We start from the raw sequence: 15,844 nt of genomic DNA, 5'->3' as shown, positions 1-15,844 counted from the left end.
TGGATAGACTTTTGTCTATCCATTTCCCCTCCATTTGGGGTATTACCACAATATTACTCCTCTTCGTTCCGCTCCATGTGTTGATCATCCGTATGGAGTTCGTGCAGAAGAGTTTCGATACGATTTCCATAATCGATAGATTCATCAAATTCAAAGATGATTTCGGGTGTTTTGCGGAGTCGAATCCGGTGGCCAATTTCGGAACGGATAAATCCTTTTGCCTTGGCCAGGCCCTTCAGCGTGTTCTCCTTTTGCTCATCGTCACCCAATACGGAAATATACACTTTGGCTTGCTGCAAATCCCCCGTTACTTGAACATCGGTTACTGTTACAAAGCCGATCCGGGGATCTTTGATTTTACGGCCAATGATTTCCGTTAGCTCTTTTTTCATTTGTTCACCAACACGATTTGGTCTGTGGCTCATCTCATTTTCACCTCTTCATAGCCATTCAATCTCGGTGATTGTTCTTTCTATTTCAGGAAATGACTCCAAAAATTTCAAGGCATTGTTTAGCTCTTGCTCGGTTGCCACTTTCGCACTAGTAACGGCGACAATGGCAATTTTAGTCCTTTGCCAAACATCCTGATAATCAACCTCGGCAACTGACACATTAAATTTTTGCTTTAACCGTGTCATTACCCGCTGCAGAACAGCTCGTTTTTCTTTTAAAGAATGGGCATCGTATATGAGGAATTCACACTCGGCAGCGCCGATGATCATTTACGTTCCACTTCTTCCATTACATACGCTTCAATGACATCTCCTTCTTTCATGTCATTAAAGTTTTTAATGGTAATTCCACATTCATAGCCTTGGGCTACTTCTTTGGCATCATCTTTAAAGCGTTTTAGGGCATCGATTGTTCCTTCAAAGATTACAATCCCATCACGGATTACACGAACACCGCTATCGCGGGTAATCTTACCGTCAGTTACATAGGAACCAGCAATTGTTCCAACCTTGGACACTTTGAATGTCTGTCGAACTTCAGCTTGACCAATAATTTTTTCTTCAAATTCTGGATCAAGCATCCCTTTCATCGCAGCTTCAATTTCCTCAATTACCTTATAAATAATCCTGTGTAAGCGAACATCTACATCTTCCGCTTCAGCAGCACGTTTGGCGTTTGCATCTGGACGAACATTAAAACCAATTACAATCGCGTTTGATGCCGATGCCAGACTGATATCGGATTCATTGATTGCACCTGTTCCGTTATGGATGATTTTAATGTTTACACCTTCTACATCTATTTTAAGCAAGGAAGCGGCAAGTGCTTCGGCTGAACCTTGTACATCCGCCTTAATGATGATATTTAAATCCTTCATTTCACCCTGCTTTAATTGTTCAAATAGATTATCAAGGCTGACGCGGGATTTTTCACCGCGCTGGGCAGCTAATGCATGCTGGGCACGGACTTCCCCAATGTGGCGGGCCGTTTTTTCATCATCAAAAACGACAAACCGGTCACCTGCTTGCGGTACATCGTTTAAACCGGTAATTTCGACCGGCGTGGATGGACCAGCATCCTTCACGCGGCGTCCGATATCATTGACCATAGCACGAACTCGGCCAAATGTATTTCCGACAACAATTGGATCGCCTATCTTCAATGTTCCATTTTGCACAAGAAGTGTTGCCACAGAACCGCGGCCTTTATCCAGTCTAGCCTCAATGACAGTTCCTGCTGCATTACGCTTCGGATTGGCTTTATATTCTTCCACTTCACTCACGAGTAAAATCATTTCAAGCAAGCTGTCAATTCCTTCTCCGGTCTTTGCGGAAATCGGAACAAAGATGGTATCTCCGCCCCATGCTTCTGCTACCAGTCCGTGTTCAGTCAGTTCCTGCATGACACGGTCAGGATTGGCTGCTTCTTTATCCATTTTATTAACTGCAACGATTATTGGAACTTCCGCAGCTTTAGCATGGTTGATTGCTTCCACTGTTTGCGGCATAACACCATCATCAGCGGCAACCACGAGAATCGTAATGTCCGTAATCTGTGCACCACGAGCACGCATCGTAGTAAACGCAGCGTGTCCTGGTGTATCAAGGAACGTAATCTTCTTGCCTTTTTCAACTACTTGGTATGCCCCGATATGCTGGGTAATCCCACCGGCCTCTCCTTCTGTCACCTTCGTGTTACGAATCGAGTCAAGCAAGGTGGTTTTACCATGGTCAACGTGGCCCATGATGGTTACAACAGCAGGACGCTCAACTTGAGCTTCAGGCGCATCTTCCGTGAAATAGGTTTCCAAATCAGTGGTATCCACTTTAATTTCTTCTTCTACTTCTACACCATATTCACCGGCAATTAATTCAATTGCATCTTTATCAAGCTCTTGGTTAATTGTTGCCATAACACCTAATAAAAACAGCTTTTTAATAATTTCAGAAGGCTCCCGGTGCAGCTTCTTTGCCAGTTCTGCAACTGTTAAAGATTCACTAAACGTAATCTTTGCAGGAAGTTCCTTTTCTTTTTTCTTTTGCGGTGCCTGTTGCTGGACAGGTGCATGATTTTTCTTCCTATTTTGATTATGATTTCGATTCCGATTTTGTTGTTGATTTTGGGGCCTTTGCTTTCCTTTTCCAGGTGTGAAAGCTTTATTTTCTTTTGACTGGTACTCCTGTTCGTGCTTTTTGCCTTCTTTGGCTTTCGGCGCGACTGCCACTTTCACTTTATTTGGGACAGCGACTTCGTCATCTTCCTCGAACGCTTTTGGAGTAGTCTTTGGCTGTGCTTGTGGCTTTTTGGCAGTATTTTGCTGGGCAGGCCTATTATTATTATTGTTGTTATTATTGTTATTATTATTGGAACGTTTTTGCCCTGAAGCATTAGAAGACTTTTGCTGTGCCCCGTTAGTTTCTTTCTTATTGTATAGAGCGTCAAGCTTTTTTAGATCTGAAGCTTCTAATGTTGCCATATGGTTTGATACTTCTATATTCATCTCTTTTAATTTCGTAATAATTTCCTTACTCGAAATGTTATGTTTTTTTGCATATTCATAAACACGCATTTTACTCATTCTTTCACCCCCGCAAGATTTAATCGAGCAATTGTTTCAATTTCTTGGCGAATCCATCATCCAAAACAGCTACAACAACGCGGGCTTCCTTGCCAATTGCCTGGCCAAGAAGATAACGATTTTCCACTATTTTAATCTGAACCTCATACGAATTACACTTATCAGTAATTTTTTTCGTTGTATTTTGAGATGCATCTGCGGATAATAAAACAAGCTTCGCATTTCCCTTTTGGATTTGCTTTACGGTTAGCTCCTCACCTGAAATAGTTCTTCCTGCTCGATTGGCCAATCCAAGAAATGACATCCATTGATTTTGTTTCATTTGGACGACCCGTTCTCCTTCTCTACCAACCCTAGTAGTTCATCATACAGTGCATCAGCGATTGAAACCTCTAAATGGTTGGCCAAGATATTCTTTTTCTTTGCCAAGAGGATGGCTTCTTTATCCTTTGAAAGGTATGCACCCCTGCCGGATTTTTTTCCGGTCAAGTCAACGGATACTTCACCCTCTTTTGAGCGAACGATGCGAACGAGTTCTTTTTTCGGTTTCAATTCACCGGTTGCCACACATTTGCGCATAGGAACTTTTCTCTTGCTGTTCATCATCATTCACCCCTTATTTATTCAAGTTCTTCCTCATAATCGAAGTCATTATCATCTTTATCATCAAAAAGTCTAATGGTTTCCTCACGTGGAAAGATTCCGAGTTCACGGGCTTCCGATTCTGATTTGATATCAATCTTCCAGCCGGTCAATTTTGCTGCTAATCGAGCATTCTGTCCTCGTTTTCCAATCGCTAAAGATAACTGATAATCAGGAACGACTACAGTTGTTGCTTTGTCAGCTTCATTCACCATGACATCAACAACTTTTGAAGGGCTAAGCGCATTGGCAACAAAAACAACTGGATCGTCTGACCACTTGACAATATCAATTTTCTCGCCCTTTAATTCATTGACTACTGCCTGAACCCGGGCGCCTTTTGGACCGACACAGGAACCAACCGGATCCACTTCCGGATTATCGGAATGAACAGAAATTTTGGAACGGTCCCCTGCTTCTCGAGCAACGGACTTGATTTCAACAGTTCCATCGTATATTTCAGGAACTTCAATTTCAAATAGTCTCTTTAATAGACCAGGATGGGTTCTGGAAACAAAGATTTGCGGACCCTTTGTTGTTTTTTCAACTTTTGTAATAAACACCTTGATCCGATCATGCGGCTTATATCGTTCATTTGGCATTTGCTCATTAATTGGCAGCAATGCTTCAATTTTTCCAAGGCTGACATAAATAAATTTAGCATCAAGGCGTTGAACAATACCGGTCATAATATCTTCTTCACGATCAATAAATTCGGAATAGATTATGCCTCTTTCTGCTTCTCTGACACGCTGGGTGACCACCTGTTTTGCCGTTTGTGCAGCAATCCGGCCAAAGTCCTTTGGTGTTACTTCCAGCTCGACAATATCTTCGACTTGATAGTTTGGATTAATTCTTCTCGCATCGTCCAATGAAATTTCAAGGCGTGGATCGAATACCTCATCGACTACCTCTTTGCGGGCAAATACACGCATGGAACCTGTCTCCAGGTTCAGGTCAATTCTTACGTTCTGCGCCTGATTAAAATTTCGTCGATAAGCCGAGATTAAAGCTGCTTCCATGGCTTCAATTAAAACATCTCTGGAAATACCTTTTTCTCTTTCCAGTACAATAAGAGCATCTAATAGTTCGCTGCTCATTTCTTTGTATCCCCCTTTTCTTCTATAATTTCTACGAAAAAGTCACAGCCAATCGAGCATTTGCTACCTTTTCATAAGGAATTTCAATGGTTTTGGTACGGGTTTTAATTTTCACTTCCAATTTCACTGTTTTTCCATCAAATGCTTGCAGCGTGCCCTCAAAGCTTTTTTCACCATCAATTGGTTCGTAGGTTTTGATAAACACGTTTTTTCCGATTGCCTTTTCGAAATCTTTATCTTTTTTTAACGGACGCTCGGCCCCTGGAGATGAAACTTCAAGAAAATAGTTATGTGGAATGGGATCCACTTCATCCAATTTTTCGCTGAGCCGTTCACTTACCAGGCCACAGTCCTCGATATCGACTCCGGTGTCCTTATCGATATATACGCGAAGAAACCAGCTTTTTCCTTCTTTCACATACTCGATTTCTACGAGCTCCAAACCAAGTTCCTGAAAAATGGGTGCAGCCAGCTCTTCAACAACTTCCGTTATTTTGCTCATGCTATACCTCCTTTTCCACTTCATTTCTATGTAGCAGCCGATTATAAAAAATACATAAAAACTACTGTAACAACACGAAAGAGTGGGAGGATCCCCACTCTTTTACACGAGAGTATGTCTTAGTATTTCCAATAAAACTATAACATAATCAATATCTATATGCAAATTAAACCACGGTATTATAAGGATTTCATACTAAAATAAGGAAAGCTGGTTCTGCTCTGGAAGAGCAGCTAAACAACCTTGCTTATCCAAATATTCCAGAATCGTCTTTGATACTTTTCCTCTTTGCTGAAGGTCTTCTTTTGATAAAAACTCGCCATCTTCTCTTGCTCTCACAATATTGACAGCAGCATTTGTTCCAAGGCCTGGAATCGAATTAAACGGAGGAATTAAAGAATCTCCATCAATCCTAAATTCGGAGGCATCCGATTTATAAAGATCATAGTTCTGGAAGGAATAACCTCTCTCAGACATTTCTAGCGCAAGCTCTAGCACTGTCAACAAGTTTTTCTCTTTGTTTGAAGCTTCCAGACCTTTTGCATTAATTTCCTCAATCTTGGCACGAATCGCCTCAGACCCACGTGACATCGTTTCAATATCGAAATCCTCAGCGCGCACTGTAAAGTAGGCAGCATAGTAAAGCAGCGGCAAATGCACTTTAAAATAGGCAATCCTGACAGCCATTAATACATAGGCAGCAGCATGCGCTTTAGGGAACATGTATTTTATTTTTTTGCAGGAATCGATATACCACTCTGGCACTTCGTTTCGACGCATTTCTGCTTCCATTTCTTCCGTAAGGCCTTTACCCTTACGCACCGACTCCATAATTTTAAAAGCAAAAGATGGATCGAGGCCCTGATAAATCAAATACACCATGATATCATCACGACAGCCGATTACTTCGCTCAGATTACAAATCTTCTGGTGAATCAGTTCTTGTGCATTCCCCAGCCATACATCGGTACCGTGAGACAGACCAGAAATCTGTACGAGTTCGGAAAAGGTTGTCGGCTTTGTGTCCTCAAGCATTTGTCTAACAAAACGAGTACCGAATTCAGGTATCCCGAGCGTTCCGGTTTTACACATGATTTGTTCTTCGGTTACCCCGAGTGATTCCGTGCCGCTGAAAATTTTCATAACCTCCGGGTCATCCGTCGGAATAGTTTTCGGGTCAATCCCGCTCAAATCCTGAAGCATCCGGATCACCGTCGGATCGTCGTGTCCGAGGATATCAAGCTTTAAGACGTTATCATGGATGGAGTGGAAATCAAAATGAGTTGTTTTCCATTCCGAGTTTCGATCATCGGCCGGAAATTGGATCGGCGTAAAATCATAAACGTCCATGTAATCAGGAATAACTATGATTCCGCCTGGGTGCTGGCCTGTCGTCCGTTTCACACCGGTGCAGCCAGAAGCAAGGCGCTCTACTTCGGCGTTGCGAATCTGAAGATTGTTATCCGACTGATAGGCTTTAACATAACCAAATGCTGTTTTGTCGGCAACTGTACCAATTGTACCGGCCCTGAAGACATTATCTTCACCAAACAATACCTTCGTATAATTGTGGGCCCGCGGCTGATACTCACCGGAAAAGTTGAGGTCAATATCCGGGACCTTGTCGCCCTTAAAACCAAGGAAGGTTTCAAACGGAATGTCGTGACCATCCTTGCGGTATTTTCCTCCGCAATTTGGACAATCTTTGTCAGGCAAATCGTACCCCGAACCAATGGATCCGTCATTGAAAAACTCCGAATGTTTGCAGGTTGGGCAGATATAATGCGGCGGCAGCGGGTTAACCTCGGTAATCTCAGTCATCGTCGCGACAAAGGATGAACCTACCGATCCCCGTGAGCCGACAAGATAGCCATCGTCTAATGACTTTTTAACGAGCTTGTGAGAAATCAAGTAAATAACGGCAAACCCGTGCCCGATAATACTCTTTAATTCTTTTTCCAAACGAGCCTCAACGATTTCCGGAAGCGGTTCGCCGTAAATTTTGCGAGCCATGGCATAGCTCATTTCCCGCATCTCATCCTCGGCACCTTCAATTCTTGGCGTATATAAATCGTCCTTGATTGGCTTAATCTCATCAATCATGTCGGCTATTTTGTTTGTATTAGTGACAACAATCTCTTTCGCTTTCTCTTTGCCTAGGAAAGAGAAAGCATCAAGCATTTCGTTTGTTGTTCTAAAGTGAACATCCGGCAGCTTATGACGATTAAGTGGATTCGCACCGCCCTGAGAATTCACGAGGATTTTCCGGTAAATCTTGTCGTTTTCATTTAGATAGTGAACATTACCCGTTGCAACGACCGGTATTCCCAGTTTGTCACCCAAGGCTGCAATATTACTGATAATTTGTTCTAAAGCTTTTTCGCTGCGAACCAGTTCCATTTCAATTAGCGGTGCGTATACAGCTTTCGGCATGACTTCAATATAATCATAAAACTGAGCTATCGCTTCTACTTCATCAGGAGACTTTTGCATCATCCCTTCAAATACTTCTCCTTTATCACACGCTGAACCGACTAGAATGCCTTCACGGTATTTTTGCAGCAATGAGCGCGGGATTCGTGGCACTCGGTAGAAATATTGAATGTGGGAAATGGAAATCAGTTTAAATAAGTTTTTCAATCCTGCTTCAGTTTGAGCTAACAAAGTACAGTGATACGGACGGGCCCGTTGATAGGCATTCCCTTTTCCCATGTGATCATTAAATTCATCATGGTAGGTGATGCCTTTTTCTGCTGCATCCTTCAGCATTTTCAATAACAGATATCCCGTGGCTTCCGTATCATAAATGGCACGGTGGTGCTGGGTCAGATCGATATCAAACTTTTTGGCCAATGTATTCAATCGGTGGTTTTTCATTTCCGGATAAAGAAAACGCCCAAGTTCAAGCGTATCAATTACCGGGTTCTTTGCTTTTTCCAATCCGATTTTCTTGTACCCTACATTTAGGAAGCCCATATCGAAAGAGGCATTATGGGCAACCAAGACAGCATCCCCGGCCCAAGTATGGAACTTTTGAAGGACCTCGGCCACTTCCGGAGCATCCTTCAACATATCATCGGTAATGCTAGTCAGGTTGATAATCGTTGCTGATAAGCGCTGGTGCGGATTGGCAAATGACTCAAAGCGGTCAATGATTTCCCCGTCCTTTATTTTGACTGCGGCAAGTTCGATTATCGTATCATAAACAGCAGAAAGTCCGGTTGTTTCAACGTCGAACACAACATAGGTATCCTCTGCAAGCAAGCGATGGGCGTTATTATAGGTGATTGGCACCCCATCATCAACGAGATTCGCTTCAACCCCATAAAGAATTTTAATGTCATTTTTCTTTCCGGCACCAAAAGCCTCTGGGAACGATTGGGCACCCGCATGGTCCGTAACGGCGATCGCCTTATGGCCCCATTTTTTCGCCTGGGCAACAAGCGCACTAACCGGGGTAACAGCATCCATCTGACTCATTGGCGTATGCAAATGCAGCTCGACCCGCTTTTCATTTTCAGGAGAAGTATCCTTACGCTGAACTGGCTTAATTTCGTTAATATCATTACAAATCATCACGAGGTCGCGGACAAACGTATCATTTTGAATGCTGCCGCGGACCTTTACCCACATACCTTTTTTCACGAGTTGGAAGAGAGCCGCATCTTCTTTATCGCGAGAAAACATTTTCACCATAATCGAGCTTGTATAATCGGTCATTTTAAAGGTCAATAATGAGCGTCCGCTTCGCAACTCACGGATCTCGGCATCAAAGATATAGCCTTCGACAACAACCCGTCTTTCCTCATCGACGATATCAACTAAACTGCGAAGCTCGCTGTCATCTTTAATGGTAAGGCCAATACTAAGCGGTCCTTCAGGAACTGAACCACTAGCCTGGTCCTTCTCGGCTTCCTTCTTCTGCATTTCCACCATAGCGAGCAGTGCCCGTTCCTGGTCTTCCTTCTGTTTAGCTTGTAAAAATTGCTCGTACTCTTCATTTTTTGCTTCCGCGTTTACCACTGTTTCAAATGCTGGCGGAGGAAACCCAATAGATTGATAAATCTCGGAAATAATCGGGCTGTATTTTTGTTTTAATGTAAGCCCCTCGGCTTCGTTTCTGACCGAAACGGTTATTTTATTTCCATTCACTTCAGGCTCCTGTTCATTTAACAGCTTTAACAATGGCGGTGAAATTCCATCAATTTGCCGGACGCAGTAATTCCAATATTCACGGAAATATTCCGGTGCATTTGCTTGATTAGCCGCCTTTATAGTGAATGACACAGTTGCGATATTGGAGAAGCTTCTTTCAAGCTGGGTGCTAAACCGGGTAAACACATTAAATGGAAGGATATTTTCTAATAAAAATTGAAAATGCCATTTCCTGGCTTTTTTTTCAACTAATAGTCTGTCAATTTGTGCATTGTTGAAATACACTACAACAGCATCTTCAGTTAATTGGAGCTGCTGGAGTAAGAGTTGGAATCGCTCATTTTTGCCTAAGGCATGTTCGCTCAACCGACATCTCTCCTATCTATATAAAGTGAAACTTCCATCAGTGGGGTGCACTATCCCCACTGATGGTTAGTTGAACCAATCGGGCCTTTACGGGCAGTTGTTATCCCAATTTCCCCTTTGTATGCTCGGAATCTTACTGCCCGTTAAGGCGGGAAAAAGTCTCTATCTTTTACTGATTCAAAACATAATTATACCATATGATACGATAAGATTCGGGAATGTTCGACAGAAAACTTTATCCAAAAAAAAATAAGGGACCGTTATAACGGTCCCACGATGTTTATTTTAAGAAAAATCTTTGAATGTCATTCCAGGTCACTACCAGCATGAGCAGCATCAATAAAGCAAAACCGATGAAATGGACCATCCCTTCCTTTTGACGGTCGATCGGTTTCCCTCTAACAGCCTCTACGGCAAAGAACATGAGTCGGCCGCCGTCAAGTGCAGGGATTGGCAGTAGATTCATAATTCCCAAGTTGATGCTGAGGATTCCTGCCCACTTCATTAAGTAATAAATGCCTGATTTGGCAACCTCGTCCGTAGAAACATAAATGCCAACCGGTCCAGATAAGGCATCAATCGAGAATTGTCCGGTAACCAGCTTACCAAGCATGACAAAAATTTGCGTTGTCCAAAAATAGGTTTCTTTTGCTCCGGCAGTTACAGCCTGAACCGGTGATTTCTCCACAGGACTGTATACCCCAATGATCCCCATTTTCTGGCCTTCAACTGTTTTTTCATTTGGCGTTACTTGGATTTCTTTTTCTGCTCCATTCCGAGTAATCACAAACTCCAGTTTCTCGTTTGGATTTTCGCGAATGATTTCAACGACATCTGTCCAACTGGAAATTTCCGAGCCATTGATGCTTTGAACGATATCACCCTTCTTTAACCCGGCCACCTTTGCGGCGCCATCAGGGGTAATCTCGCCTAGTTTCGGTTCGTTTGTTGGAACACCTTGGAGTAAGGCAATGATAATGAACACAACAAAGGCAAGGATAAAGTTCATCATCGGACCGGCAAAAATAGCCATGAATCTTTGCCCCAATGTCTTGGAGCCAAATTGACGGTCAAGCGGTGCAATTTGTGATTCAACCCCATTTTCGACGATTACTGCCTTTGGATGAATCGAAAACGTATGAAGGTTGTCTCCATCATCTTCGGGATAGCCCTTAATGATCAGGTCCTTTTCAATATCGGCATATTCCACTTCAACAATTCGGCAATCGCGAAATTTTTCTTTATTATTGATAATGATTTTTGTTACTTGTTCTTGGTTATCAAATAACAGACCAATCCGGTAACCAGGCTTGATTTCTACCGTTTCTGCATCTTCGCCTGCCATCCTGACATACCCGCCGATTGGGAGCAGCCGAATGGTATAGGTTGTTTCATTTTTATGATAAGAGAAAACCTTTGGCCCCATCCCAATCGCAAACTCGCGACAGAGAATGCCCGCTCTTTTTGCAAATATTAAGTGACCCAATTCATGAAAGAAGACGAGTGCGCCAAAAATCACAATAAAGGCAATAACTGTACTCAAAACTCAAAACCACCTTTTTGTAGGGTTTAGTTAATACATTCTGACTTCGCTAACCTTCCAGCTCCAGTGCATGGTCAAGGCGCTTCCGCTTTTATAAAAGTGAACGTACATACTGTCTAGTTTCCTTGTCAACCTCATGAATGACTGCCAGACTTGGATGTTCAATCGTTTGATGAACACTTAATGCCTTCTCGATTAAATCTTCAATCTGCAGAAAACGAATTTTGCCTTCCAGGAATGCTGCAACTGCCGCTTCGTTCGCCGCATTTAAAACCGTAGGCATTGTTCCGCCTTGTTTTCCGGCAGTATAGGCAAACTCAAGACAGCGAAACCTCTCCATATCCATATCTTGAAAATGCAGCTTGCCAACCCTTGCCAAATTTAAGCGGTTGCCAGATGGCAGTGGCAATCTATCAGGATAAGTGAGGGCAAATTGGATTGGCACCCTCATATCAGGTGTACCCAATTGGGCGATAATGCTTGAATCGTGGAATTCAACCATTGAATGTATAATGCTTTCCTTGTGAAGGAGTACATCGATTTTTTCATATGGCATTCCAAACAACCAATGCGCCTCGATTACTTCCAAACCCTTATTCATCATTGTAGCTGAGTCAATCGTGATTTTAGCACCCATTGACCAATTGGGATGATTTAACGCTTCTTCCACTGTCACGTCAACAAGCTCTTGTCGGGTACGATCGCGGAAACTGCCTCCTGATGCAGTGAGAATCAACCTCTCAATATTCTTCTCCTTTTCACCCTGCAATGCCTGAAAAATCGCAGAATGCTCACTATCAACAGGAAGGAGCGCTACTTGATTCCTCGCTGCTGCCTCCATGACCAAATGTCCAGCGGTAACCAACGTTTCTTTATTGGCAATCGCGATTGTCTTGCCAGTTTCAATAGCTTGTAAGGTTGGGTTTAGACCGACGCTGCCAAGAACTGCATTGACGAGGATATCAGCTTTTTCATAAACTGCTGTTTCAATTAGCCCTTCTTCCCCAAATGTAAATTTGGTGTAAGGGAATTCTGCTTTTAATGTATTATAGTCTTGGATAGTTTGTACAGAAACAAGCTCTGGGTGAAATTCATTAATAATTTTTCGAGTTAACTCCATATTTTTACCGACTGAAATTGCACTTAACGCAAATTCAGCTGGGTGCTCGCGAATAATATCCAATGTTTGGGTGCCAATCGAACCGGTTGCCCCAAGTAAACTAATTGTTTTCAAAAAACTTCAACTCCTGTATATAAACAGCACATTACCACAGGTGGAATAAGTGCAGTAATGGCAACACAAATAGCAAGCTGTCAAACCGGTCGAGGATTCCTCCATGACCAGGTAAAATATTTCCGGAATCCTTTACACCAAAGTGCCGTTTATAAGCTGACTGAACGAGGTCGCCAATTTGTCCAAAAACAGACAATATAACGGTGATTCCCATGATCGTGATTAGCGAAGCATTAAACTCGGAAAAGATTCCAAAGAAAATCGCCACAACGACGGCACATATTACGCCGCCAAGCGACCCTTCAACCGTTTTATTCGGGCTGATTTCCGGCCACAGTTTTTTCTTACCCATCGCTTTCCCAATAAAATAGGCTCCTGAGTCGGTTGCCCAGATAATAAACAGGGAGTAAAAAATATAAACAATACCTGCTGTGCGGGCTTCCATTAAGAAAAAGAAACCAATCCCGACATAAATGGCGGACAGTATAGAGAATGCTGCATCTTCGAACGTAAAACGATTTTTGGTAATGACGGTATAGGTTAATAACAAAAGAATAAACACGATACCGATTTCTGTTTTAGAATAATAAAAATCAGATATGATCTCTTCATATGGAAATAGAATCACCCAAAGAAAGATAAGTGAGAGAATTCCATATGGTGAAAGGAGATTAAGCCCCTTCATCCTTAATAATTCATAAAGTCCAACCGTGGCCAACGCATAAGTTAATAATACAAATGGAAGTCCTCCATAAAAAACGATTGGTAAAAAGAGTGCCGCTGCTACGACTCCTGTAATGATTCTTTGCTTCATTAGTACTATTCAACACCTTTTTATGCAGCTTAGTTATATTCCCCCAAATCGCCGTTGGCGCTTTTGATAACCCTCAATCGCTTCAATCAAATGTTTATCGCTAAAATCAGGCCATAAGACATCCGTAAACCAGAACTCCGAGTATGCTAATTGCCAGAGCATAAAATTACTCAAGCGAATTTCGCCACTTGTCCGAATTAACAAGTCAGGATCTGCAAAATGAGAAGTCATAAGATAGGAGGAAAATAGCTGTTCGTCAATTTCTGTTTCTTTCAGTATACCACTTTTATATTCATTTAAGACTTGATTGACGGCATCGAGGATTTCAGCCCGGCTTCCATAATTTAGGGCGAAGTTTAACACTAGTCCCGTATTATTCTTCGTTTGCTCCATCGCATTTTCAATTGCCCTTAGTGTGTGGTCCGGAAGCTGGTCCTTATAGCCCATCATTTTCACTTGAACATTGTTTGCAACTAATTCCGGAAGATACGAACTTAAAAATTCCTCTGGAAGTTTCATCAGATAATCCACTTCATTTTTTGGCCGTTTCCAATTCTCAGTTGAAAACGCATATAAAGTTAATACCTTTATTCCAAGGTCATTAGCAAGCATCGTGGTTTTGCGAACAACCTTCATACCTTCATAATGACCGGCAATTCGCGGCAGCGCTCTTTTTTTCGCCCACCGTCCATTACCATCCATAATAATGGCAACATGTTCAGGAACAGGCAGTTTTTTTATTTCTTCTATTTTATCTCGGAGTGTGGAAGAGTTATTTTGGTTCTTCCAGATTTTAATTTTGTTTAACATACTATTGCTCCTCCAATTAATTGTTCATTTCCTCCGATTATAGATGATTCTCTTGACAACCCGTCATCGTATGTAATGTTGAAAGATAACATGCCTTTATCATACCAAAAAAGAATGAAGATATCTCTTTAAAAATATTATGTAAAAATTGAGGAAATAAGAATAATGTTCAGATAACTTTTATGAATCTATGTCTTACATACAAAAATACCTTATTATAGTGAAAAAACCCCCTAAAAAGAGGGTCTTTGAAGCTAAATTATACTTCCATAATTTCTTTTTCTTTGTCTTTGGTAATTTGGTCGATTTTTTGGATGTGTTCATCGGTAAGCTTTTGAATATCATCAGAAAAGCCTCGAAGTGCATCCTCTGTGATTTCACCATTTTTTTCAAGCTTTTTCAGCTCATCGTTGGCATCCCGGCGAATATTGCGAATCGCAACCTTTGCTTCTTCTGATTCCTTTTTCACGAGCTTAACCAGTTCTCTACGTCGTTCTTCCGTCAATTGAGGAATGGCAAGTCTGATGACCGTACCATCATTTGTCGGATTTAGCCCCAAATCAGACTTTAAAATTGCTTTTTCAATATCGCCCAAGATGGTTTTGTCGTATGGCTGAATGACTAGAAGACGTGCTTCTGGTGTTGAAATGGAAGCCATTTGATTTACTGGTGTTGGTGCACCGTAATAATCAACTGTAATGCGATCCAATAATGATGCACTTGCCCTTCCTGCACGGATGCTGGCAAGTTCACGAGTATAGGATTGAATTCCCTTTGTCATTCTCTCTTTACAAGAATTGATGACTTGCTTTGCCATTATTTCTTCCCCCTAACGATAGTTCCAATTTTCTCACCCATTACTGCCCTCTTGATATTTCCTTGCTCCATGATGGAGAAGACGATAAGCGGGATATCATTATCCATACATAAGGAGGATGCAGTTGAATCCATTACTGCCAGCCCTTCCTTGAGGACATCCAAGAATGATAAGTCATCGTATTTAGTAGCATTTTCGTCAATTCTCGGATCGGCGGAATAAACGCCGTCAACATTATTTTTGGCCATCAATATTACTTCGGCATCAATTTCAGCGGCTCTTAATGCTGCTGTTGTATCTGTTGAGAAGTATGGATTTCCGGTACCTGCAGCAAAGATAACAACACGTTTCTTTTCTAAGTGTCTGATTGCCCGGCGTCTTATGTATGGTTCTGCAACCTGGCGCATTTCAATAGATGTCTGAACACGTGATTCAACTCCCAATTGCTCCAAACTATCCTGAAGTGACAAGGAGTTCATCACTGTTGCCAACATTCCCATATAATCAGCTGTTGCCCGGTCCATCCCCATTTCACTGCCGATTTTGCCGCGCCAAATATTACCGCCGCCTACAACAACGGCTACCTCTACTCCAAGCTCAGCAATTTCTTTAACTTGAATGGCAATCGATTTGATTACAGAGGGTTTAATTCCAAAGCCAGATTCACCAGCTAAGGCTTCTCCGCTTAATTTTAACACAACACGATTGTACTTAGGACCGTTCATATAAACCTCCGTAAAAATAAAATGATCATTTCATAACCTTGAAAAATAGGGAACACACAGTGTCCCCTATTCAAAATCAATTAATTAACAAGTTTAGCAGGCCAA

At 42.0% G+C, this 15,844-nt stretch carries 14 protein-coding genes; all 14 read right to left on the bottom strand.

Going from position 1 to position 15,844, the window contains the following annotated elements; genetic code table 11:
* Positions 1 to 53: 53 nt before the first annotated feature.
* The gene (rbfA, locus tag ACZ43M_RS10170; RefSeq protein ID WP_464507287.1) at positions 54 to 425 is read right to left on the bottom strand and encodes a 30S ribosome-binding factor RbfA; all 372 of its coding nucleotides are present in this window, start codon (positions 423 to 425) and stop codon (positions 54 to 56) included.
* Positions 426 to 440: 15 nt separating this feature from the next.
* On the bottom strand, positions 441 to 722 hold the full coding sequence (locus ACZ43M_RS10165; RefSeq protein ID WP_464507286.1) for a DUF503 domain-containing protein: 282 nt from the start codon (positions 720 to 722) through the stop codon (positions 441 to 443).
* Complete coding sequence (infB, locus tag ACZ43M_RS10160) at positions 719 to 3,031, bottom strand: translation initiation factor IF-2 (RefSeq protein ID WP_464507285.1); 2,313 nt, start codon at positions 3,029 to 3,031, stop codon at positions 719 to 721. The genes ACZ43M_RS10165 and infB overlap by 4 nt, the downstream gene beginning before the upstream one ends.
* A gap of 19 nt (positions 3,032 to 3,050) precedes the next feature.
* Positions 3,051 to 3,353 (bottom strand): YlxQ family RNA-binding protein, encoded by a 303-nt coding sequence (locus ACZ43M_RS10155; RefSeq protein ID WP_464507284.1) that lies wholly within the window; start codon positions 3,351 to 3,353, stop codon positions 3,051 to 3,053.
* A complete protein-coding gene (rnpM, locus tag ACZ43M_RS10150) occupies positions 3,350 to 3,634 on the bottom strand; it encodes an RNase P modulator RnpM (protein WP_464507283.1) in 285 nt (94 codons plus the stop codon). The genes ACZ43M_RS10155 and rnpM overlap by 4 nt, the downstream gene beginning before the upstream one ends.
* 17 nt (positions 3,635 to 3,651) lie before the next feature.
* Positions 3,652 to 4,773 carry a transcription termination factor NusA gene (gene nusA / locus ACZ43M_RS10145; protein ID WP_464507282.1) on the bottom strand — a complete coding sequence of 374 codons (1,122 nt, stop codon included), beginning with the start codon at positions 4,771 to 4,773 and terminating at the stop codon, positions 3,652 to 3,654.
* A gap of 31 nt (positions 4,774 to 4,804) precedes the next feature.
* On the bottom strand, positions 4,805 to 5,275 hold the full coding sequence (rimP, locus tag ACZ43M_RS10140; RefSeq protein WP_464507281.1) for a ribosome maturation factor RimP: 471 nt from the start codon (positions 5,273 to 5,275) through the stop codon (positions 4,805 to 4,807).
* 195 nt (positions 5,276 to 5,470) lie between these two features.
* Complete coding sequence (locus ACZ43M_RS10135; protein ID WP_464507280.1) at positions 5,471 to 9,796, bottom strand: PolC-type DNA polymerase III; 4,326 nt, start codon at positions 9,794 to 9,796, stop codon at positions 5,471 to 5,473.
* Positions 9,797 to 10,076: 280 nt separating this feature from the next.
* Positions 10,077 to 11,339: an RIP metalloprotease RseP gene (rseP, locus tag ACZ43M_RS10130; protein ID WP_464507279.1), complete on the bottom strand. Its 1,263-nt coding sequence runs from the start codon at positions 11,337 to 11,339 to the stop codon at positions 10,077 to 10,079.
* A 91-nt stretch (positions 11,340 to 11,430) separates the two neighbouring features.
* Complete coding sequence (gene dxr / locus ACZ43M_RS10125; RefSeq protein WP_464507278.1) at positions 11,431 to 12,573, bottom strand: 1-deoxy-D-xylulose-5-phosphate reductoisomerase; 1,143 nt, start codon at positions 12,571 to 12,573, stop codon at positions 11,431 to 11,433.
* 31 nt (positions 12,574 to 12,604) lie between these two features.
* Positions 12,605 to 13,387 carry a phosphatidate cytidylyltransferase gene (locus ACZ43M_RS10120; protein WP_464507277.1) on the bottom strand — a complete coding sequence of 261 codons (783 nt, stop codon included), beginning with the start codon at positions 13,385 to 13,387 and terminating at the stop codon, positions 12,605 to 12,607.
* 33 nt (positions 13,388 to 13,420) lie between these two features.
* Positions 13,421 to 14,197, bottom strand: a complete 777-nt coding sequence (locus ACZ43M_RS10115) for an isoprenyl transferase (RefSeq protein ID WP_464507276.1) — start codon at positions 14,195 to 14,197, stop codon at positions 13,421 to 13,423.
* Positions 14,198 to 14,456: 259 nt separating this feature from the next.
* Positions 14,457 to 15,014: a ribosome recycling factor gene (frr, locus tag ACZ43M_RS10110; protein WP_464507275.1), complete on the bottom strand. Its 558-nt coding sequence runs from the start codon at positions 15,012 to 15,014 to the stop codon at positions 14,457 to 14,459.
* Positions 15,014 to 15,739 carry a UMP kinase gene (gene pyrH / locus ACZ43M_RS10105; protein WP_464507274.1) on the bottom strand — a complete coding sequence of 242 codons (726 nt, stop codon included), beginning with the start codon at positions 15,737 to 15,739 and terminating at the stop codon, positions 15,014 to 15,016. Before pyrH ends, frr begins: the two co-directional genes overlap by 1 nt.
* Positions 15,740 to 15,844: the final 105 nt, after the last annotated feature.

This window comes from Neobacillus sp. B24 (genome assembly GCF_055381825.1).
This window is presented reverse-complemented; position numbering and strand designations above follow the sequence as displayed.